At 30.4% G+C, this 20732-nt stretch carries 21 protein-coding genes; 13 read left to right on the top strand and 8 right to left on the bottom strand.

What is annotated here, in order from left to right:
* The first annotated feature begins 16 nt into the window (after window positions 1-16).
* The 3 genes from CX675_RS15560 (at window position 17) to CX675_RS15550 (ending at window position 2565) form a co-directional block, all read left to right on the top strand.
* The gene (locus tag CX675_RS15560; RefSeq protein WP_130736177.1) at window positions 17-940 is read left to right on the top strand and encodes an archaemetzincin; all 924 of its coding nucleotides are present in this window, start codon (window positions 17-19) and stop codon (window positions 938-940) included.
* Between the two features lie 69 nt (window positions 941-1009).
* Window positions 1010-1408, top strand: coding sequence for a bacillithiol system redox-active protein YtxJ (gene ytxJ / locus CX675_RS15555; RefSeq protein WP_130736176.1), 399 nt, complete (start codon window positions 1010-1012; stop codon window positions 1406-1408).
* Window positions 1405-2565, top strand: coding sequence for a lactonase family protein (locus tag CX675_RS15550; protein ID WP_130736175.1), 1161 nt, complete (start codon window positions 1405-1407; stop codon window positions 2563-2565). The genes ytxJ and CX675_RS15550 overlap by 4 nt, the downstream gene beginning before the upstream one ends.
* Before the next feature lie 55 nt (window positions 2566-2620).
* On the opposite strand, the gene CX675_RS15545 is transcribed toward CX675_RS15550, so the two are convergent.
* The 5 genes from CX675_RS15545 to fahA form a co-directional block, all read right to left on the bottom strand.
* Window positions 2621-4087: an N-acetylmuramoyl-L-alanine amidase gene (locus CX675_RS15545; RefSeq protein WP_165396065.1), complete on the bottom strand. Its 1467-nt coding sequence runs from the start codon at window positions 4085-4087 to the stop codon at window positions 2621-2623.
* Window positions 4088-4094: 7 nt separating this feature from the next.
* Complete coding sequence (locus CX675_RS15540; protein ID WP_130736173.1) at window positions 4095-4955, bottom strand: hypothetical protein; 861 nt, start codon at window positions 4953-4955, stop codon at window positions 4095-4097.
* Window positions 4956-5152: 197 nt separating this feature from the next.
* A complete protein-coding gene (locus CX675_RS15535; protein ID WP_130736172.1) occupies window positions 5153-5899 on the bottom strand; it encodes a hypothetical protein in 747 nt (248 codons plus the stop codon).
* 58 nt (window positions 5900-5957) lie between these two features.
* Window positions 5958-7139: a hypothetical protein gene (locus CX675_RS15530; RefSeq protein ID WP_130736171.1), complete on the bottom strand. Its 1182-nt coding sequence runs from the start codon at window positions 7137-7139 to the stop codon at window positions 5958-5960.
* A gap of 208 nt (window positions 7140-7347) precedes the next feature.
* Window positions 7348-8631, bottom strand: a complete 1284-nt coding sequence (gene fahA, locus CX675_RS15525; RefSeq protein WP_130736170.1) for a fumarylacetoacetase — start codon at window positions 8629-8631, stop codon at window positions 7348-7350.
* 110 nt (window positions 8632-8741) lie between these two features.
* On the opposite strand from fahA, the gene glyA reads away from it, so the two are divergent.
* Window positions 8742-10016: a serine hydroxymethyltransferase gene (glyA, locus tag CX675_RS15520; RefSeq protein ID WP_130736169.1), complete on the top strand. Its 1275-nt coding sequence runs from the start codon at window positions 8742-8744 to the stop codon at window positions 10014-10016.
* Window positions 10017-10066: 50 nt separating this feature from the next.
* On the opposite strand, the gene CX675_RS15515 is transcribed toward glyA, so the two are convergent.
* The 3 genes from CX675_RS15515 to CX675_RS15505 all read right to left on the bottom strand — a co-directional run bounded on the left by CX675_RS15515 (window position 10067) and on the right by CX675_RS15505 (window position 12752).
* The gene (locus CX675_RS15515) at window positions 10067-11125 is read right to left on the bottom strand and encodes a nucleoid-associated protein (protein WP_130736168.1); all 1059 of its coding nucleotides are present in this window, start codon (window positions 11123-11125) and stop codon (window positions 10067-10069) included.
* 98 nt (window positions 11126-11223) lie between these two features.
* Entirely contained in the window at window positions 11224-11754 is a 531-nt protein-coding gene (locus CX675_RS15510) for a hypothetical protein (protein ID WP_130736167.1), read from the bottom strand.
* Window positions 11755-11837: 83 nt separating this feature from the next.
* Window positions 11838-12752 (bottom strand): glutaminase, encoded by a 915-nt coding sequence (locus CX675_RS15505; protein WP_130736166.1) that lies wholly within the window; start codon window positions 12750-12752, stop codon window positions 11838-11840.
* Window positions 12753-12890: 138 nt separating this feature from the next.
* Between CX675_RS15505 and CX675_RS15500 the strand changes: the two genes are divergently transcribed.
* From CX675_RS15500 to CX675_RS15460, 9 genes are all read left to right on the top strand, one after another.
* Window positions 12891-15044, top strand: a complete 2154-nt coding sequence (locus tag CX675_RS15500; protein ID WP_130736165.1) for a TonB-dependent receptor — start codon at window positions 12891-12893, stop codon at window positions 15042-15044.
* Window positions 15045-15122: 78 nt separating this feature from the next.
* Window positions 15123-15533 carry a DUF2141 domain-containing protein gene (locus tag CX675_RS15495; RefSeq protein WP_130736164.1) on the top strand — a complete coding sequence of 137 codons (411 nt, stop codon included), beginning with the start codon at window positions 15123-15125 and terminating at the stop codon, window positions 15531-15533.
* 394 nt (window positions 15534-15927) lie between these two features.
* Entirely contained in the window at window positions 15928-16551 is a 624-nt protein-coding gene (locus tag CX675_RS15490; protein ID WP_130736163.1) for a hypothetical protein, read from the top strand.
* A 10-nt stretch (window positions 16552-16561) separates the two neighbouring features.
* Window positions 16562-17896, top strand: coding sequence for a 2TM domain-containing protein (locus CX675_RS15485; protein WP_130736162.1), 1335 nt, complete (start codon window positions 16562-16564; stop codon window positions 17894-17896).
* 2 nt (window positions 17897-17898) lie between these two features.
* Window positions 17899-18222 carry a 2TM domain-containing protein gene (locus tag CX675_RS15480; protein WP_165396064.1) on the top strand — a complete coding sequence of 108 codons (324 nt, stop codon included), beginning with the start codon at window positions 17899-17901 and terminating at the stop codon, window positions 18220-18222.
* On the top strand, window positions 18156-18527 hold the full coding sequence (locus CX675_RS15475; protein WP_240723662.1) for a 2TM domain-containing protein: 372 nt from the start codon (window positions 18156-18158) through the stop codon (window positions 18525-18527). The genes CX675_RS15480 and CX675_RS15475 overlap by 67 nt, the downstream gene beginning before the upstream one ends.
* A gap of 6 nt (window positions 18528-18533) precedes the next feature.
* Window positions 18534-18839, top strand: coding sequence for a 2TM domain-containing protein (locus CX675_RS15470; protein WP_130736159.1), 306 nt, complete (start codon window positions 18534-18536; stop codon window positions 18837-18839).
* Window position 18840: 1 nt separating this feature from the next.
* Window positions 18841-19209, top strand: a complete 369-nt coding sequence (locus tag CX675_RS15465) for a 2TM domain-containing protein (RefSeq protein ID WP_130736158.1) — start codon at window positions 18841-18843, stop codon at window positions 19207-19209.
* Window positions 19210-19236: 27 nt separating this feature from the next.
* Window positions 19237-20727, top strand: coding sequence for a glycosyltransferase family 39 protein (locus CX675_RS15460; RefSeq protein ID WP_130736157.1), 1491 nt, complete (start codon window positions 19237-19239; stop codon window positions 20725-20727).
* The last annotated feature ends 5 nt before the right edge of the window (window positions 20728-20732 follow it).

The raw sequence follows: 20732 nt of genomic DNA, 5'->3' as shown, positions 1-20732 counted from the left end.
GTAACACGCAAAAATTATGAAGTACTTTTTTTATATACTGTTTTCCCTTTTTCTTTTTTCTTGTACAGAAAAGAATAATGAACAAAATAAGATAAAGCATAAAACAATTGTAACATCATCATCTTTTAAATTGCCTAATTATGATGAATTACATCTTTTAAATCTACCTTTACCCGATCCACAACCTGGAGATTGGTTAAGTGTGCATGATGAAAATGGTCAATCATTTGAACAGTATTTTAAAAATAAAAAAATAGTAAAGCCTACAAAAAACAAGAATAAAATATACATTCAACCCATAGGAATTTTTACCGATTGGGAAAAGAAAATCATTGATTGGAATATAACTTATATACGATTGTTTTTTGGTTTAGAAACCATTCAATTAGAGGCCATATCGGAATTGGAAATTCCATCTGATAAACAAAGAATACACCATGGCAATCATCAATTTGATGCCAGTTATATAATTCATTCTCTTTTACCATCTAAAATGCCTAAGGACGCGATAGTCTTCATGGCTTTAACAGCAAAAGATTTGTATCCAAATCCCAAATGGAATTTTGTTTTTGGATTGGCTAGTTATGATAAGAGGACAGCAGTATCTTCTATTTTTAGATATACAGAAAATGGGTTAAATAAAGAAACGTATCCTATTTGTTTAAGGCGAATTATAAAAACATCAAGCCATGAAATTAGTCATATGTTTTCTTTAGCTCATTGTATTGAAGCAAAATGTTTGATGAATGGGGTTAACAATTTGGCAGAAGGAGATTCGAGGCCTAATGCTTTATGTTCCGTTTGTTTACGTAAACTTTCATGGAATCTAAAATATAAGGATATAGATCGGTTGAATCAATTAATTAAATTTATGAATGAACATAAGCTCTTTGAAGACGTAGCATTTTTAAGTAAGCAAAAAGCAGTTTTAGAAAAATAGTATCTGTTCTAAATTTTGTTTTATTCGTATTTCAATGATACTTTTCCTAACTTTGTAAAAAATAAAAAGATGAGTTTTTTAAATAAACTTTTTGGTACTCCAAGCCAAGAAAATCAGGAATCTAATATAGAACCGAAGTTTTATACTTTAACCAATATAGAAGAATTAAACGCAATTGATACCGCTTCTTTTGAAAAACCAATAGTGCTATTTAAACATAGTACAAGATGTAGTATTAGTCGGTTTGCTTTAAAACGATTTGATGAAGCATATTCTTTTACGGATAGCGAAATGGATTGGTATCTTTTAGACTTATTAAATTACAGAGAGGTATCTAATGAAATAGCTGTTCGTTATAATGTTATGCATCAATCACCTCAAATTTTGGTTATTCGAAATGGAAAGACTATTTATTCAGCTTCACACGATGCCATTGATGCGACTGAATTAAAACAATTTGTATTATGAATAAGAAAATTGTAAGTAGTATTTATATTGCTTTATTTGCCTTGGTATCTTGTAAAAAGGAAAAAACAACTGAAAGTAATGTTGTATCAAAAGAAGTTGAAATTATTTCTGAAAATTATTTAATAGGAACTTATACAGATTCTCTTTCTCAAGGTATTAATTTGATTTCTTTTTTTCCAGATAAACAAAAGGTAGTATTAAAATATACAATTGATAGTTTGCTTAATCCTTCCTTCGTAGTCAGCAATGATTCTAAAAGCATTTTTGCTAGTGTAGGTGAAATTCAGAGTGAAAATGGAGGATTACTACACACTTTTTCTTATGATAAAGAAAAACAACTGTTTCAAAAGATTTCTACGGTTCCAAGTTTGGGAGACGATCCTTGTACACTTGCTTTTAGTCCAAATGAAAAAGCAATAGTTGTGGGCAATTATTCGGGTGGAAATTTAGCTGTATATCCAATAACTAAAACGGGTGAAATAATAAACAATCCTAAAGTAATTCAGCATGAAGGGAATAGTGTAACTAAAGAAAGACAAGAAAAAGCTCATGTTCACTGTGTTGTTTTTCATCCTAATGAAAAAAGCCTTTTTGTGGCCGATTTAGGAAATGATACTATTGATATTATTCCATTTATTGAAGACGAAAATGAGTTTGTATTATATCCTGAAGAAACAATTTCTACAAAAATGCCATTAGGTTCAGGACCTCGACATATTGTTTTTAATAAAGAAGGGAACACCTTATATGTTGTTTTTGAGTTGACCAATGAAGTTGCTGTATTTGATTACTCAGAGCATAAATTACAACTCAATAAAGTAATAAGTTTAACGGATAAAGAGACAAGATTAGGTTCTGCGGCTGAAATAAAGTTAAGTAATGATAATCAATTTTTGTATGTTTCGGTTAGGGGAGAAGACAATCAATTAGTAGTTTTAAAAACCAATAATGGAATAACTTTAGAAAAAATACAAACTATTCCAACCGAGTTAAGTCCAAGGAATTTTATACTTTCTGACAAAGAAGATTTCGTTTTGGTTGCTAATCAAGGTTCTAATACTATTGTGGTATATACAAGAGACCCAAAAACGGGTTTGTTACAAGAGACCAAAAATAAGATAGATATTCATAAACCTGTTTATTTTTGTAAATTTTAAAAGTTGCACCACAAATTTATAGTTATACAAAAGGCGCTTTTTAAAGCGCCTTTTTTTAATTCTTAATAAATTTTTTAATATGTTCTTCATTATTAACCGTAATCTTCATAAAATAAATACCGCTATTCAGTTTAGAAATATCAATAGATTGATTTAAAGAATCTTCTTTTGACTGAAATTGTAATTCTTGTATTTGTTTTCCAGAAATATCAAATAAGCTTATCATAATTCCTTTTCCTTTAATTTGATTCAATTCAAGTGTTACTTCATTGACAGCAGGATTTGGATACACTTTAATCTCATTGTTTGCTAATAACACATCATTATTATTTATTGTTCTACTGCAACTTGTAGCTGTTACAGAACGAGTTCCATTAGAATTATTTAAAGTGCCAGAACTATTTTTAGCTTTCATGTAATAAGTATAGGTTGATCCTGCATTAATGAGATAGGTATTTAAGAAAGAGTTTCCAGTAACGTCACTAGCATAGAGATTACCATTTCTATATATATCATAAGAAGTTGCTCCAGAAGAAGTTGTCCAGGTTAGATTTATGGCACTAGAAGAACCACTACAGGTCGCAGTAGTGGTTAAAGTAAATGAACCCGGAATACAAGTGGCAGTTCGAGTTAAAGTACCATTAGAATTATTTATCGAACCAGTACTGTTTTTAGCTTTAATATAATAAGTGTATGTTGTTCCATTTGTTACATAAGTGTTTAAAAATGAAGTTCCCGTAATATTGCTAGCATATAACGAACCATTTCGATAAATATCATAAGAAGTAGCATTTGCAGATGTTGTCCAGGTTAGATTAATACGACTCGAATTGTTAACACATTCAGGAGTTGCTGTTAGTGTAAAACTGCCAGGAGAAGCTGTTGCGTTACAACTAATATTTAAATTCGATTTTAACGAGTTAAAATAAGATAATGCAAATTTATCTCTCCATGTGTTGCTGTTTAATTTTGCAGCATCTGTAGTATTATCTACAAAGCCAATTTCATTCAAACAGGCAGTTGCAGATGAATATCTTAAAACACCTAAATGATAAGCCAAATAAGAATTATCTTCTACACAACGCCTATTGTTAAAAGAACCATTGGTAACCATATCTGCTTGTATTTTTTTTGAAAAATTAATGTCGGGAGTTGTATTGCTATCATCATAAGTACAATAGAAGGTTTCAGTTCCTGTTCCACCACCAGCATTACAATGAATACTTACTAATCGATCGGCATTCCAGTTATTAGCCATTTGTGCTCTTTGTGTTACTGAAATCCATCCATTTATGTTGGTTGTTCTGGTCATTTGTACCGTTAATGCACTACAATTATTTTGAATTAAAGTTCGTGTTTTTAAACCTACAGCTAAAGCAGTTTCAATTTCTGTAGCGGTTCTTCCATCTGGATTATTACTGGTAGTTGATCCATAACCATGACCAGGGTCAATTACTATTATTTGGGCATTTATACCCAATGTAAATGCTAAAAATAAAAGAGAAATATATAGTTTTTTCATAAGTTTTTTATTTAATATTAAAAGAAAAAATTCGTCCTGTTTTATCATCTGAAAATAAAATGGTATTTTCATCAATAAATGATGGAAACATTTCTGAAATTACTTCAGTATTAGTTATCTTTTTTGGACGATATTCTTTTGGATTAAATAAATAAATCTCTGAATTTTCAATAGTATGTCCATCAGAACTTTGGTCTAAAAAACCAATTAAATAATTGTCATTTGGAGACCAAGAAGTTGCAATACCAGTGCCAATTTTAATGCCTTCTTTTTGACCATTAATATCATAAACATATATATCAGCTCCTTTATGTACGGCTACTTTTTTACCATCATGAGAGAGTAGTGCATTATAAAATTGTCCGTCATCTTGAGTAACTATCCATTCTTCTTGAGTAAGCAAATTTCTAGCAAAAATTTGCAAAGTATTTAAATTGGTAAAAACAACAATGTTATCTTCATCGTTTTCTTTTAATCCCTTAAAAGAAGGTAAATAATTGGCATTAATCTCCGGAAGCTCTTCAATTGTTTGATCTAAAATGGAGTAACTGTACGTTTTAGAATTATAAAAAAACTCATTTTCATTTTTTTGTTTAAAATAAAAGGAGTTGCTTTTTTCATTCCATGTGTAGGCATAACCACTTCCTTCTTTGTCAGTAATAAGCTGAATTTCTTGATTACTAAGATTTAATAAATACACTCCTTTAAAGTGCTGATTCGTTAGTAAAGCAAATTTTCCGTTAGGAGAAACTACAGGATTTGTAAAATAGGATTCTAGATTAATCCTTTTGAGATTTTTTAAATTTTGGGCATAGCCAAAGCACATACTACTTGCACACAGCAAGAAGTAAAAAAGTCTTTTTTTCATGATTACTATTTGTTTGTTATGTAAACATAAAAATAGCATTTTGTTTCTAATAAAAGTTAATATAATGTAATTTAATTCATTATATAAAATGAAATACATTTTTTTTGTGTATTTTATAAGGAAGGCAAACTAAAAAAAGGTTTGTTAATCCTGTAGAACTAACAAACCTTTTTTAGTTATAAGCTTTTTATAAAAACTTAGATTTTATTTGTGAAACCAATAAGTTTGTTTTTTAGTTTAAATAATGTTTCTTGAGTTAATTCTTTATCAGTAGGTTCATAATTAACATTGTATGTTGTAGAAACTTTATAGTTTTTTAAAGGAGCTTCATTTCTCATAATTCCTATGTTATTCAAATCATAATAATCATTTTCATTTTGGTCGACTAAATAGCCTTCTTCTTTGGTTACATTATATACCTTTGAGAAATTAGTTTTGATTTCTATATTTTTTTTGTCAATTAACTTTTGTTTTTTCAAATCAATTAGATTGATTTCAGCAACAAGATTACAACTTTTATATATTCTATGTGAAATTAATTTATCTTGTTTTGCAGAAATAGAAGCAACAGGAACTGGTGTTACTCTTGTTTCTAAGTCAAAATACTCTCTTTTGTTGTATGCATTGTAATGACGAGGAATTTCTTTTGGAGCTATTTTTTTTGTTTTAATTTCAATTTCTTTCACAATTAGCTCTAACCCGTAATCATAATCAATAGCATCTTCTTTTTCAGTATGATAAACAATATCTTTGGTTTTTTTAAAATCTGTAGCATTAATCAGTTGCATTTTTTCTTGGTTACTGATATGTTTTTTAGAAGTATTGTTTACAAACACTAATACATGTTTCGTCTTTTTATCTTTAGATGCGATATCTGAAGCTTTATATGTATTACAACTAACAACAAAAAATGATAGAGCAATTAATAAGATAATTTTTTTCATACAATGATTTATTAAAAATTAACAACTTTAGTAAAAGTAGTGAAAATAATTCTATTTTTTATCGTCTAAACTTATTATTTGTAATAATTCCCTTTAGTTTTGCTTTTAAATCTTCACCAGTATCATATATCATTTGTTCGTTGCTAGGAAACGGAACAGCTCTTCTATCAAAGTATTGATAATAATTTTCATCACAAGCTCTTTTGTCACCATTATAATTCGCATAGATATAATTAAAAACAAATTCACTAGTAACAGGGAAAGCATCAATTAATTGATTTGTTCTAAAATCAATATAATCTACTTTAGCAGTTACTTGACATGATTTAAATTGTGTAAATTCATAAATATTTACAGAAATAGACTTAAAATTATCCACTTTAATAGCATTACCAAGACTATCTTTCACTACATTTCCATTACTATCTAGAAGCGTTTTTGTACCGTCTTTAATTTGTTTTTCTTTAATAAATTGTTTTTCTCTTACTTGTTCAGGAGAAATGGCAATATTTCTAAAGTTTACGATCATACCATAATCATAGGTAATGTTTTTTTGACGATTATTATGATATACAGTCCATTTATCGTTAATTCCGTAAGTACTAAAATCTAATAAATCGTCTTGTAATCGAGCAGGAATAACTTGGTTAGTTTCATTTTTGGTATACACATGAACAAAATCAGTTCCTTTTAATTGCGCTTGATCCATTAATGTTCTAACATCTTGATAATTTGGATTCAATTGATCTAAATAGTTTAAATCATCAAATGCCTGACGAAAATCCATCTTATTTTTGGATGTCATTAATTTTTTTGCATTGGCATACAAATAGCCAGACAAATTATTTTTGCTACTAATTATTTCATCAGAATAATCATCCATTGGAAAAATAGCATTTCTACCTTCTTTTAGCAATTGCAAAGGCAAAAGAGGTTTAATTCTTTCTTGACGATTTCTTAATTGAGTATACAAATTATAGATTCGCTCATAATTTGCAGGATTATTTTCTTTAATTAATAGATTTAAGTTAGATTCATCCCTAGCTTTAGCTTTAGCAAACGATTCTTCTAATAAATACACATAATCTTGTTTTCCTTTTGCGTTTTTGTTAGTTCGTAAAGAATTGACTGCATTTTCAATTGCGCCGTCATAATTACCATTACTTAACATGGATTGTGTTTGCTTTACACCACAACTAACAATAATAAAGAATAAAATAATAAAAGTAATTTTTCTCATAAATAAATCATTTAGGCAAAGATAAAATTTTTTAGGAGCAGTAACCTGCTGTCCGTTATATCTTTTTGTTTTTTTGTAAAACAAAAAGGATGCCACTTCCATCAGGGCTAAAAAAAACTCCAAAAAAAATAATTTTGGAGTCTTTTTAAACAATTGTTATATAGAATGTTATCTAATTTTAATGCTAATAAAATAAAAATATAAAAAATTATTTAATTGATATAGCAGGAAGTAGTTTGCTAGAACATTCTCCAAAACCTATTCTGATAGCCTCATTTTGGCAATATCCTCTGATTATAACGGTATCATTGTCATTAATAAATTTTCTTTCACTACCATCTTTCATGGTAACCGGATTTTTTCCACCCCAAGTTATTTCTAGCATAGAACCATATGAATCTGAAGTAGGTCCAGAAATAGTGCCACTTCCCATCATATCACCAGAATTTACACGACAACCATTCACAGTGTGATGCGCTAATTGTTGCGCCATAGACCAGTACATATATTTAAAATTGGATTTTGAAACGATAGTTTCTTCTGTATTTTCAGGTTGAATAGCTACTTCAAGATGAATATCAAAAGCATTTTTCCCCTTTTGTTGCAAATAAGGTAATGGAGTAGGAGATTGTTCTGGTCCTTTTACTCTAAATGCTTCTAATGCATCCATAGTGACAATCCATGGAGATATCGAAGAAGCAAAATTCTTTGCTAAAAAGGGACCTAAAGGAACATATTCCCATTTTTGAATGTCTCTTGCGCTCCAATCATTAAATAAAACCATTCCAAAAATATACTCTTCTGCTTGATCTACAGGAATAGGCTCTCCCATTAAATTAGCGTCTGTAGTAATAAAAGCAGTTTCTAATTCAAAATCTACTAACTTAGATGGTCCAAAAACAGGTTGTGTTGCATCTGCAGGAAAAGTTTGTCCGTTTGGTCTTCTAACAGCCGCACCACTTGGAACTATTGTGGAACTTCTACCATGATATCCTACAGGAATATGAAGCCAGTTTGGAAGTAGGGCATTCTCTGGATCTCGAAACATTTTACCTACATTAGTAGCATGTTCTTTAGAACTATAAAAATCGGTGTAATCACCTATTTGTACTGGTAATAACATCTCGATATCTTTTACATCAAAAATGACTACGTCCTTGTGTTTTTGATTGTCTCTTAATTTTGGATTTTCAGAGTCAAAAATTTCAACTAATCGGTTACGAACCAAACGCCATGTTTTTTTACCATCGGATATAAAATCATTTAAAGTATCTTGCATAAACATGTCGTCTGTAAGGTCAATCCCTTCGAAATAACCAAGTTGTTGTAAGGCTCCCATATCGATGGCCGAATTTCCAATTCGAGTTCCAATGGTAATCACATCTTCTTTTGTGATGAAAACTCCAAAAGGAATATTTTGTATCGGGAAATCGCTATGTTCGGGAACATTTATCCATGATTTTCTAGTAGGATCGTTTGCTATATTTGGCATAATGTTTTGTTAGTTTTTTGTTGAAAAATTATACATCAAATATAAACTTTACTGCTAATTTAACAAACCTTTTTTGTAATTTTGAATAAATTTTAACGAATTACTAAGAAATGCAACGCGACGAACAAATTTTTGATCTTATTCTGGATGAACAAGACAGACAAATTCATGGAATTGAACTAATTGCATCTGAGAACTTTGTAAGTGATCAGGTGATGGAAGCAGCAGGTTCTGTGCTAACCAATAAATATGCTGAAGGTTATCCTGGTAAGCGCTACTATGGAGGTTGTGAAGTAGTAGATATTGTTGAACAAATTGCTATTGATAGAGCAAAAGCACTTTTCGGAGCTGCGTATGTAAATGTACAACCACATTCAGGTTCTCAAGCCAACACAGCCGTTTTTGCCGCTTGTTTGCAACCAGGAGATACTATTTTAGGTTTTGATTTGTCTCACGGTGGGCACTTAACACATGGTTCACCTGTAAATTTTTCTGGAAAACTTTATAATCCTGTATTCTATGGTGTAGAACAAGAAACGGGAAGATTAAATTACGATAAAATTCAAGAAATTGCATTAGCGGAAAAACCAAAAATGATTATCGCAGGTGCTTCTGCTTATTCTAGAGATATGGATTTTGAGCGTTTTAGAAAAATTGCTGATAGTGTAGGAGCAATACTTTTAGCAGATATATCACATCCAGCTGGTTTAATAGCTAAAGGTTTATTAAATGATCCTATTCCACATTGTCATATTGTAACTACTACGACTCATAAAACATTACGTGGTCCGCGTGGTGGCATGATTATGATGGGTAAAGATTTTGAGAACCCTTGGGGTTTAAAAACACCTAAAGGAGAAATAAGAATGATGTCTCACATTTTAGATATGGCTGTTTTTCCAGGTAACCAAGGAGGGCCATTAATGCACATTATTGCCGCTAAAGCTGTTGCTTTTGGAGAAGCATTAACTGATGAATTTTTTAGATACACCATGCAAGTACAGAAGAATGCTCAGGCTATGGCTTCAGCATTTGTGAAAAGAGGGTATCATTTAATTTCTGGAGGAACAGATAATCACATGATGTTAATTGATTTAAGAAATAAAAATATTACAGGTAAAGAAGCTGAAAATGCATTAGTAAAAGCTGAAATAACTGTCAATAAAAATATGGTTCCTTTTGATGATAAATCTCCTTTTGTAACTTCTGGCATACGCGTTGGAACTCCAGCAATTACTACGAGGGGTTTAGTAGAGGAAGATATGGAAACTATTGTTGCTTTAATAGATAAAGTAATTACTAATTTTACAGATGAAGCTATTTTAGAACAAGTAGCCGAAGAAGTAAATGAATTAATGGGAGAAAGAGCGATGTTCGTTTTTTAAAATTATTTATATGATGCAAAAAGCCCTTTTAAAGGGCTTTTTTTAATTCTTTAACTTTTTTGTTCTTTATTGAAATAAACCAAATAATAATACATTTGTTTTTCTTCATCCCAACCTTTTTCAACAAATTTCTCAGCACTTTCAGGATTAATAAAATCTAATTTGATCTGGATATTAGTATCTAACTGAATGGTGTTTTTCATTTTTTTCCTAGCATCTGTTACGGCTGCATTGGCAATTGGAAAATTAGAAACGTCTTCAATACTATATTTGGCTCCTTTATCTACTTTATAATTTTTAAATTCAGGAATAAATTCAGGATTTTGCATCACTTCATTTAAAAAAGCCGTTTCTTCAAATTCGTCATTTTTAGCGAAGTGATTTACCGCTCTATTCATGAATAAAACTTCTTGTTGTTTATCTTCAGCTGGTAATACCACATCTTTGGCAAAGTCTTGACAGAATTTCAAGTATTTTTTGGTAATGAAATTTTCATCTTGAAACACATCAACAGATAAGAAGTGTTCTAACCAATAACGAGCATCATAACGATTGCTGTCAACCGTTAAAATTTTATAGCCTTCTTCTTTCTTAAAATTAAAAATAATGCATCCTTTATCTAATTTATTTAAGTTGATTCCTTGTTGTAAAATCATGTCTAAATTAGTACCATTCTCTTCAAATTGTAAGAAATCAGTTTGTATTTCGCTTTTAAAAACACCTATTGCATCTACCGTATTATTATCGATGGAAACATTCGTAAAATAGGTAACATATACTTCCCCATTTTTGATATGAGGATGATTGGATTGTTCAAAAAGATGTTGGGTTATCTTTTTTGAAACCTCATGAATATCTGTAGGATTATTAAAAACTTGAGAAGCCAAGTTGAACATTTCATTGTATTCTAAATCTACTTCGTGAGCAAATTGATAATAATTTTCTTCTTTTTCACGAAAAGGTTTAAAGAAATATTCTTTTAATAAAGGCATGATTTCATCATTCAAACCGTATGGATTTTCAGACAAAAAGGTGCTTTCATTTCTACTTTTGTTACCTACTCTGTGAACAGATAGGTTTTCAATATGTGTATTAAATAAGTTTATCATTTTTAAATGTGTCAATTATTAATTTGTCAATGTGTCATTTTATGTTTGCGAAACCCGTACCAATAGCACATTATCACATTTACATATTGACTAATTTTTTAATTCCAATTTTCTTCAAAACCGAAATCTTCAAAACTATCATCTCCATCAAACATATCTAAATCATCTTCATCGTAATCGTCTTCAAAATCAGAACCAAAATCATCAGCTTCAAAATTCTTGTCTGGAGCATCTAAAGGGAGTTGACCGTGTGAATATAATAGGGAAGGATACGTTTCACCATCTACTTTTTCTTCAATAGCGGCTAATTCCACTAAGAATGTCCACATATTAAAGAAATCATATACATAAATAATTTTAGTTTGATGTTGGTCTAAATTGTCTTCTAATATGAAGTTATTCATAATTCTTGTTTCTCCTGGAACATCACCTGTATCAAATAAAGGGATTTCATCTTCCTGATTCCAGTTTTCATCACAAGTATAAAAAGAAGCCATTTCTGTGCCATCAAAACCAAATGCATTTACTAAAGCATTATGTAAATCTTCTAAGGTTGCTTCTTTTTCTATAGCAATATCTCTAAAAATATCTTCTTCTGCATCGAGTATTGCTCGGAATTTATAAATCATAATTTTGAAATTTTAGGAAAGGCAAAAATAAGGATTATTTGCCATTTATGTTTACGTTTTTAGTATTGTTGATAAGATTATTTCTAAAATATTGAGGCTTCGGTAATTGTCGTTAATCTTTCTAGAGTTTCTAATCCGTAATACGAATTTCCTTTTTTATTCAATTTTGGACTCCAAACCGCTACGGTATATTGATTAGGATAAATAGCCACCACACCACCACCTACACCACTTTTACCAGGGAGACCTACTTTAAAAGTAAATTCTCCTGCTTGATCATAAAAACCGCACATTTGCATTAACGCATTCATTCTTTTGCACTGACTGGTTGTTAAAAATTTGGTTTTACTTTTTGGAATCATACCATTATTTGAAAATAATTGGAATGCTTTCGCTAAATCTTTGCAATTCATTTCAATGGCACATTGATGATAATAGAAATCGAGTACCGTTTCTGGATGATTTTCAATGTTCCGAAATGATTTTATATAATTTACTAAAGCTGCATTTCTAAAGCCGTTTTCTTTTTCCGATTGCGCTACTGTTTCGTTATAATGAATGGTGTCATTTTCTGCAATCTCTCTAATAAATTGTAAAAAATAATCTTTAGGGTTTTCAAAATGAGAAATAATTAAATCAGCAATTACTAGCGCTCCTGCATTAATGAAAGGATTTCTAGGAATTCCATTTTCATATTCTAATTGTACTAAAGAATTAAAAGCATTTCCTGATGGTTCAAAACCTACGCGTTGCCATAAATCATTTCCAATTTTAGAAAAAATAATAGCGGTTGTGAGGACTTTAGAAATACTTTGTATGGAAAATTTTTCTTTGGCATCACCAATGGAATACTTGTTTTGATGATTATCTATTAAGGCAATACCAAATTTATTGGAATTTACTTTTTCAAGTTCCGGAATATAATCTGCAACGGTTCCATTATTTTCCAAAAGAAGTACTTCATTGTAAATTGAATTGATAATTTGTTGGTATTCCATTTTTTTTTTGGTAAATGTAATAAAATGTTTCTGCTTACAATTCAGTAACGAAAAATTACAGTTGGGTAGAATTAAATTGAAAAGCCGTAAGCGTTACCCCAATTTTGCTGCATCAAATTAATTAAACAACAATTAAAAATGAAAACGGTTTTACAACTTTTAGTATGCTTCACTTCTTTATTCGGTTTTTCTCAAACTAAAATTTCAGGTGCTGTCCAGGATGAATTTGGCCAACCTATCTATGGGGCTAATATTTTTATCAAAGGGACTTATGATGGAACAATTTCTGATGTAAAGGGAAATTTTGAATTTGAAACCACTGCTTCAGGAGAGCAAATTTTACAAATCAGTTTTTTATCCTATGAAACAATAACGAGTAAAATTACGATTGAAAAGTATCAGTCAAAAAAGTATGTTTTAAAAGAAAATGTAAATACTTTGGATGCGGTTGTCGTTTCTGCTGGAACGTTTAAAGCGGGTGATAATAGTAAAACAACAGCTTTAAAACCTTTAGATATTGTTACAACTGCTGGTTCGGTTGGTAATATTATTGGCGCTTTAGAAACCTTACCAGGAACGCAAACGGTTGGTGAAAGTGGAAGACTGTTTGTGAGAGGAGGAGAAAGTGATGAAACTCAAACTTTTGTAGATGGTATTCGTGTAGCACAACCGTATGGAGCAACTGCAAATAATTTGCCTACGCGTAGTCGTTTTTCACCTTTTTTGTTTGATGGGGTTACTTTTTCAACTGGAGGATATAGTGCTGAATATGGAAATGCTTTGTCGAGTGTTTTGTTGTTAAACACGATTAATGAACCGGTACAAAGTCAGACTGATATTTCCATTATGTCTTTGGGAGTAGGTTTAGGGAATACCCAAAAATGGGAAAAGAGTTCGTTAACCTTTAATGCAGGATATTTTAATTTTGCTCCATATCAAGTACTTGTTCCTCAAAAAATAGATTGGAATAAACCGGTTCAAGCTTATTCTGGAGAGAGTGTGTATCGTAGAAAGTTTAAGAATGGTTTATTGAAAGTATATGGTGCCTTTGATTATACGACATTCGATATCAATCAAAAAGATGTGAATTTTGATGCTAAAAGAAGTATTGCCATTCAAAATAAAAACTTTTATTTCAATACGAGCTATAAAGGTTATCTAAATGATAATTTACAATTGCAAACCGGTTTTGGTTTTGGTTATGGCCAAAATGAATTGAATCTTGCCAATGATGTACTCAAAAATAACGAAAGAGCTTTACATTATAAGTTGAAATTTCGTCAAACGATTACCAATAGAATAAAGTTAAACTTTGGAGGTGATTTTTTCCATACGAATTTCGATGAAAATTTTACTCCAGCTGCATCGAACCGTTTTGACTATGGTTACCAAAATAATATGGCTGCTTTGTTCTCAGAAGCGGAAATCTTTTTCTCTAAAAAAGTAGCCATGAATGTAGGATTGCGTTCTTCTAAAAGTACTTTAATTTCAGATTACACCCTAGAACCTCGAGTTTCATTTGCTTATAAAGTAGCCGAAAATAGTCAGTTCTCTATGGCTTACGGAAACTTCAATCAAACTGCTAATCAAGATTATTTGAAATTCAATACCCACTTAGATTATGAAAAAACCCAGCATTATATATTCAATTATATGTATAACAAAGACAAAAGAATGTTGCGTGCTGAAGCCTATTATAAAAGGTATGCTGATTTAGTAAAATATGATGGAAACTTGGCTACTTATAACAGCAATTATAACAATAATGGTTTTGGGTATGCCAAAGGGATTGATTTGTTTTGGAGAGATAATAAAACCGTTAAAAATTTAGATTACTGGATTTCCTACTCCTACATAGATTCGGAAAGAGATTATAAAAATTATTCAAAAGAAGTTACACCTAGTTTTATTGCCAATCACAACTTCTCTGTGGTTACGAAATATTGGGTTGACCAATTAAAATCACAAATAAGCGCGACTTATACGTTTAATTCTGGAAGACCTTATAACAATCCAAATAGTACTGATTTTATGAATGAAAAAACAAAATCATTCAATAACTTAAGTTTGAGTTGGGCGTATTTAGTTTCCCAACAAAAGATTTTATTCTTTTCTGTGACCAATGTCTTAAATGCTTCAAATGTTTTTGGCTATCAATATGCCAATACTCCAGACGGTAACGGACAGTTTCAAAGACAAGCCGTTACTCAACCAGCCAATCAATTCTTTTTTGTAGGTTTCTTTTGGACAATAAGTGATAATAAGAAAACGAATAATCTGAATAATTTGTAAATCGGTATGTAGAGATTCGTACTTCGTACTTCGTCTTTAACAAATTAAAATAAAGTAAACACAATAAATAAACACCATATGAAAACAACAATGATTACAGCATGTCTGATGCTATGCAGTTATTTAAATGCGCAAACGTATACTCTAGAAGTTAACATGTCAGGTTTCAAAAACAATAAAGGAAAAGTAAAAGTAGGATTGTATACTTCTGAAGCTACTTTTTTAAAAGCTACTTTTCTGAGTTTGGATGCATCGATACATAACGAAGAAGCTAAAGTAGTGTTTGAAAATTTGGAAAAAGGGGAGTATGCCGTTTCCATTTATCATGATGAAAACAACAATAACGAGATGGATAAAAATCTTTTTGGTATTCCAAAAGAAGCGTATGCATCTTCGAATAATGCCAAAGGATCTTTTGGTCCTCCTAAGTATAAAGATGCTAAATTTATTATAAAAGAAGATGTAGTACTACACATTACAATCGATTAGTAGCAGCGAAAAGCACTATTTTATTTACTAAAGGTAAATAAGTAGTATCTTAAAGTAAATATTTTGATACTTAAAGTATTTTATTTTTTATTAAAAGTAAATAAATGTTTACTAAAAGTAAATAATTTAATACTAAAAGTAAATGATGTAATGCTAAAAGCTAGTATTTAGAAGCTTAAAGCGAATTATAAAAAGCAAAAAAGGTTTCTATACGCCCTAATTCCTAATTCCTAATCACTAATTCCTTAAGAAATACAATTCATCCTCAAAAAACAACAGTTCGGTAAGTATCAATTTTAAAATAGAAGGAACTGACCGAAATTTGTTCTATCAAAAAGCAATAACAATTAAAAAACGAACAGTTATCATTAGTAACAATTTAAAATCAAACATCATGACACGAATTATCACCATCTTCACTTTCTTTATTATTTCAGTTGTAACCGCACATGCGCAATATGAGAAAGGCATGCAACAAGCTTTAGAACTTTGGAAAAATGATAAACCTACAGAAGCCATTGCAGTTTTTGAAAGAATTGCAGCAGTAGACGAGACCAATTGGTTACCGAATTATTATATCGCTTTTATTAATACCGTACAATCGTTTCGTTATATGAATGACAAAGTAAAAGTAAAAGCGTTGCTTGAAGAAGCTCAAAAAGCACAAGATAAAATGAATAGAGTAGCTTTAGACAATCCAGAAGTTTTAGTAATGCAAGCCATGATTCACACTGGTTGGATAGTATATGATCCTATGGTTAACGGACAAAAATTATCAGGAGACGTCATGTATATTTATAATAAAGCGTATCAGATTGCTCCAGAAAATCCGAGAGTAGTATTTCAAAAAGCCTCTTTTGAGATTGGTATGGCAAGTTATTTTGGTCAAGATACCAAACCAATGTGTGCGCAGTTAGAGAAATCATTAGAACTTTTTGCTAACTTTAAACCGGAAACACCATTTCATCCAACTTGGGGATTGGATAGAGCACAAGAAGAATTAGCGAAATGTAAGTAATAAGCAAGCAATGAATTATCTAAAAGAAATAAAAAAAGCATTTGTAATAGGTATCGTAATTTTTTTAGGATTACAAATCATAAACTTTGTAGTTAATCAAAAATTACCTGGATTAGAAGACTTAAAGTGGAATTTTATATTTACAATGCTTTATACAGTAGCATTATATGCAGCCAATGCAGTTGTATTTATTCAATTAGATAAACATTTTGAAAAAAACAGATTTCATTTAAAACGATTGGTAGTTGGTTTCTTAGCTTCTTTTGCAATCTCCGGGTTCATTATCTTTTTACTTCGAATGTTAGAAGATGTAGGATTTGAAAATAAAACTATCGATGAGTTTTTTAGAACTGAAAAGCCATCCAATTATTTGGTAGCGATGATTATCACTGTGTTTGTAACCTTAATTGTGCACTTGGTCTATTTTTATAAGGCATATCAAGAAAACAAATTAAAAGAACAAAAAATCATTGCTGGTACCGCTTCTGCAAAATTTGAAAGTTTAAAAAACCAGTTGGATCCTCATTTCTTATTTAATAGTTTGAATGTATTAAGTTCATTAATTGAAGAAAATCCTGATAATGCACAACGATTTACCACTTCGTTATCTAAAATTTACCGATATGTTCTAGAACAACGCGATAAGGAATTGGTTTCTGTTGATGAGGAGTTACAGTTTGCGAAAACCTATATGAATCTGTTAAAAATGCGATTTGAAAATAGTATTACGTATGAATTACCCGATCAATTAAATAATGAAGATGCTAAAGTAGTACCGTTATCGCTTCAGTTATTATTGGAAAACTGTATCAAACACAATGTGGTTAGTGAGTCAAAACCTTTGCATATTACCATTGCGATAGAAGACAATCAATTAACCATTAGCAATAACCTTCAAAAGAAAGAAGTATTGCAAGACAGAAAAGGAGTTGGATTACAAAACATTGTGAACCGATATGCTATTTTAACCAAAAGAAATGTATTAGTGGAAGAAAATGAGATTCATTTTAAAGTTTTCTTACCTATTTTAACCAAACAAGTTACCATTATGGAATCAAAAAATATATATTCAGAAAAAATGGCCTATGCCAGAGCAAAAGAGCGTGTTGAAAAACTAAAAGGATTTTATGGCAATTTAATTTCGTATTGCTGTGTTATTCCAGTTTTAATCTTTATAAATTATAAAACCAGTGGGTTTCAATGGTTTTGGTTCCCCATGTTAGGTTGGGGATTAGGAGTCACTTTTCACGCACTGGAAACTTTTGGTTATGGCAAATCTTGGGAAGAGAAAAAAATTCGTGAGATTTTAGAAAAGGATGATAACGAACAAGCAAAATGGAGATAATCATGGAAAGAGAAAAAGACGCAAAAGAAATTCTAGAAACGATAGCTAGAGAAAAAGTTCAAAAAATTAAAAACTTTTATATTCATTTATTTATCTATTGTATTGGAGTAATCCTTTATGTATTGAAAACGTATTGTAACGTACCTATTAATTTTTTTCCAATCCGTTTCATTAATGGGTTTTTTATGTGGTGTTGGACATTTGTTATTGCAGTACAAGGCATTCGTTTATTTTTAGGAGAACGCTTTTTAGGAACCCAATGGGAAGAGGAAAAGGTAAAACAAATCATGGAAGAAGAAAGAATAAAAAAACAAAATTGGAAGTAGTTATGCAACAGAATAATGAATTTGAGCGCTATCAAAAAGCACAGAAGAAAGTCAAAGAAATTAAAGGTTTTTTTAGTAATTTAATCAGTTACATTTTAGTCATTTCTTTTTTAGCTTTTATTAATTTAAGATATTCACCACAGCACTTATGGTTTTTATATCCAATGCTAGGTTGGGGATTAGGAGTGTTCTTTCAAGCCATGAAAGTATTTGATTTTTTTCCATTTTTTAATAAATCTTGGGAAGAAAAAAAGATCAAACAATTTATGGAAGAAGAAAAAAAGGAAAATACAAAATATCAATAAAAAGAAATGAGAGAAGACATAAACTATTATAAAGCCAAAAAGAGAGTAGAAAAAATAAAAGGATTTTATGGACATTTATTTTCCTATATCGTAATCAATTTGGTTTTATACCTCGTTAACTATATTACGTATCCCAATGATTTTTGGTTTGATCACTGGTTTTATTGGCAGCTTTTACTTTGGGGTATTGGTTTAGTCATTCATGGGATAGTCGTTTTTTATTCGTTACCTATTTTTGGTAAAGAGTGGGAAGAAAGAAAAGTACAAGAGTTTATGCAAGACGAGAAACAACAAAATAATAAATTGGAATAAAATGAGCTTACAAGATAGAATACAAAGTAGAATGGAAAGAAGAGGAGAAACGGATTTTTATCCAACCACTCCTGAAGAAATAAAATACCAAGAAGCCTTACGACGTGTAAAAAGAATTAAAGGATTTTACACACATGCTCTAGTATATGTTGTCATTAATATTATGATTGTGATTGTAAACATTCAAAACTTAAAAGAAGGAGAAAGTTATTTTCAATGGCATAACTTTTTTACCGCAATGTTTTGGGGAATTGGTTTAGTAGCACATGGTTTATCTGTGTTTTTACCTAATTTTATCTTAGGTAATGATTGGGAATCTAAAAAAATAAAAGAGCTAATGGACAAAGAGAAAGACGAGAGATGGGAATAATCAAACTGTTACAATAATGCCACAACTATGAAAAAATATTGGCCCATCATTTTAGGATTATCTTTATTTAAATTGCTCATCCATTGTTTTGGAAATCAAAATTATGGTTTTCATAGAGATGAATTGTTGCACCTTTCGGTAAGTAAACACCTCGATTGGGGTTACATGGAATTTCCTCCTTTCATAGCAGTTGTAGGTAAATTGTCTCATTTTTTGTTTGGGTATTCCTTGTTTGGCACACGCTTGTTTCCCACTTTAGCTGGCATTGCTATTTTAATACTTTGTTGTAAGATAGTTATTGAAATAGGAGGTAAGAAAAAAGCGGTTTTCCTTGCTGGACTTTCAATAGTAATTTTTATCGCTTTCTATAGAAATCATATGTTGTTCCAACCTGTTGCTTTTGATCAATTGTTTTGGACGATCAGTTTTTATTACTTGATTCGTTTTTTGAAAACACAGCAAAATCACTATTTAGTGTATACCGGTTTAACATTGGCAATTGGATTCCTAAATAAATATACCATATTCATTTTATTACTAAGTATTGTAGTGAGTTTAATCCTTACGCAAGGGAAAAAAATCCTACAAAACAAATGGTTCTATCTAACAGGTCTAATCGCTTTGATAATTGTTTTACCGAATGTCATTTGGCAAATTACTCATGATTTTCCCATTCTGAAGCATTTTCAAAAATTAAATGAAATACAACTAGAGCAATTAGATGCATTCGATTTTGTAAAAAATCAATTGCATGCACCATTTACTTTACTTCTTGCTTTAATTGGAGTTTGGGCGCTGTTTTTTGATAAGTCAATACAACACTATAAGGCAGTTGGTTTTACCTTTATACTCGTATTTTTATTAATGTGGGTTTTAAAATCCAAAGGATATTATTTTTATGCAGCTTACCCAGTTGTATTTGCCTTTGGAGCCTATAAATTAGAAAAGTTAACGGCAAACAAGAATGTAGTCTTGTATAGTGTTGTAGGGTGTATCACGCTATTATCATTTTATTTTATTCCAAAATCCATTCCTATTTTACCTATTAAAGCTTATATAACCTATGAAAAATTGGAACCACAAGAAAATGGAAGGTATATTTTAACAAGTGATTATGCTGATATGTTCGGTTGGGAAGAACAAGTTGCTTGTATTGCTTCTATTTATAATTCATTATCTGAAGAAGAAAAACAAAAGTGTATCCTTTTAGCTGAAAATTATGGAGAAGCTGGTGCTTTGTCTATTTTAGGAGAAAAATATAATTTGCCAGAACCCGTTTGTAGTCATGGCAGTTTTTGGTTATGGGGTTCAGGAACCACATCGGGTGAAATTATTATTACCTTGGGAATTGAAAAACCCGTAATTGAAAAAGTTTTTAGGGAGTACCAACTTCTAAAAACAATACAACATAATTATGCGATAGACGAGGAAAATAATATTCCTGTGTATCTTTGTAAGCAACCAAAAATAACTTTAAAAGAGATTTGGCCTACTTTAGAAAGCCATGTATTTGATTAAAAAAA

This window comes from Flavobacterium sp. J27, assembly GCF_004303025.1.
Classification (GTDB): domain Bacteria; phylum Bacteroidota; class Bacteroidia; order Flavobacteriales; family Flavobacteriaceae; genus Flavobacterium.
This window is presented reverse-complemented; position numbering and strand designations above follow the sequence as displayed.

Excerpts from the sequence above, each read along its gene's own strand:
- CX675_RS15495 (WP_130736164.1), top strand. The coding sequence starts at position 15,123 with ATGAAAACAACAATGATTACAGCATGTCTGATGCTATGCAGTTATTTA.
- CX675_RS15560 (WP_130736177.1), top strand. The coding sequence starts at position 17 with ATGAAGTACTTTTTTTATATACTGTTTTCCCTTTTTCTTTTTTCTTGT.
- CX675_RS15500 (WP_130736165.1), top strand. The coding sequence starts at position 12,891 with ATGAAAACGGTTTTACAACTTTTAGTATGCTTCACTTCTTTATTCGGT.
- CX675_RS15490 (WP_130736163.1), top strand. The coding sequence starts at position 15,928 with ATGACACGAATTATCACCATCTTCACTTTCTTTATTATTTCAGTTGTA.
- CX675_RS15475 (WP_240723662.1), top strand. The coding sequence starts at position 18,156 with ATGGGAAGAGGAAAAGGTAAAACAAATCATGGAAGAAGAAAGAATAAA.
- CX675_RS15550 (WP_130736175.1), top strand. The coding sequence starts at position 1,405 with ATGAATAAGAAAATTGTAAGTAGTATTTATATTGCTTTATTTGCCTTG.
- CX675_RS15535 (WP_130736172.1), bottom strand. The coding sequence starts at position 5,899 with ATGAAAAAAATTATCTTATTAATTGCTCTATCATTTTTTGTTGTTAGT.
- CX675_RS15540 (WP_130736173.1), bottom strand. The coding sequence starts at position 4,955 with ATGAAAAAAAGACTTTTTTACTTCTTGCTGTGTGCAAGTAGTATGTGC.
- CX675_RS15530 (WP_130736171.1), bottom strand. The coding sequence starts at position 7,139 with ATGAGAAAAATTACTTTTATTATTTTATTCTTTATTATTGTTAGTTGT.
- CX675_RS15460 (WP_130736157.1), top strand. The coding sequence starts at position 19,237 with ATGAAAAAATATTGGCCCATCATTTTAGGATTATCTTTATTTAAATTG.
- CX675_RS15485 (WP_130736162.1), top strand. The coding sequence starts at position 16,562 with ATGAATTATCTAAAAGAAATAAAAAAAGCATTTGTAATAGGTATCGTA.
- CX675_RS15545 (WP_165396065.1), bottom strand. The coding sequence starts at position 4,087 with ATGAAAAAACTATATATTTCTCTTTTATTTTTAGCATTTACATTGGGT.
- CX675_RS15505 (WP_130736166.1), bottom strand. The coding sequence starts at position 12,752 with ATGGAATACCAACAAATTATCAATTCAATTTACAATGAAGTACTTCTT.
- CX675_RS15480 (WP_165396064.1), top strand. The coding sequence starts at position 17,899 with ATGGAAAGAGAAAAAGACGCAAAAGAAATTCTAGAAACGATAGCTAGA.
- CX675_RS15510 (WP_130736167.1), bottom strand. The coding sequence starts at position 11,754 with ATGATTTATAAATTCCGAGCAATACTCGATGCAGAAGAAGATATTTTT.
- CX675_RS15515 (WP_130736168.1), bottom strand. The coding sequence starts at position 11,125 with ATGATAAACTTATTTAATACACATATTGAAAACCTATCTGTTCACAGA.
- CX675_RS15470 (WP_130736159.1), top strand. The coding sequence starts at position 18,534 with ATGAGAGAAGACATAAACTATTATAAAGCCAAAAAGAGAGTAGAAAAA.
- glyA (WP_130736169.1), top strand. The coding sequence starts at position 8,742 with ATGCAACGCGACGAACAAATTTTTGATCTTATTCTGGATGAACAAGAC.
- CX675_RS15465 (WP_130736158.1), top strand. The coding sequence starts at position 18,841 with ATGAGCTTACAAGATAGAATACAAAGTAGAATGGAAAGAAGAGGAGAA.
- ytxJ (WP_130736176.1), top strand. The coding sequence starts at position 1,010 with ATGAGTTTTTTAAATAAACTTTTTGGTACTCCAAGCCAAGAAAATCAG.
- fahA (WP_130736170.1), bottom strand. The coding sequence starts at position 8,631 with ATGCCAAATATAGCAAACGATCCTACTAGAAAATCATGGATAAATGTT.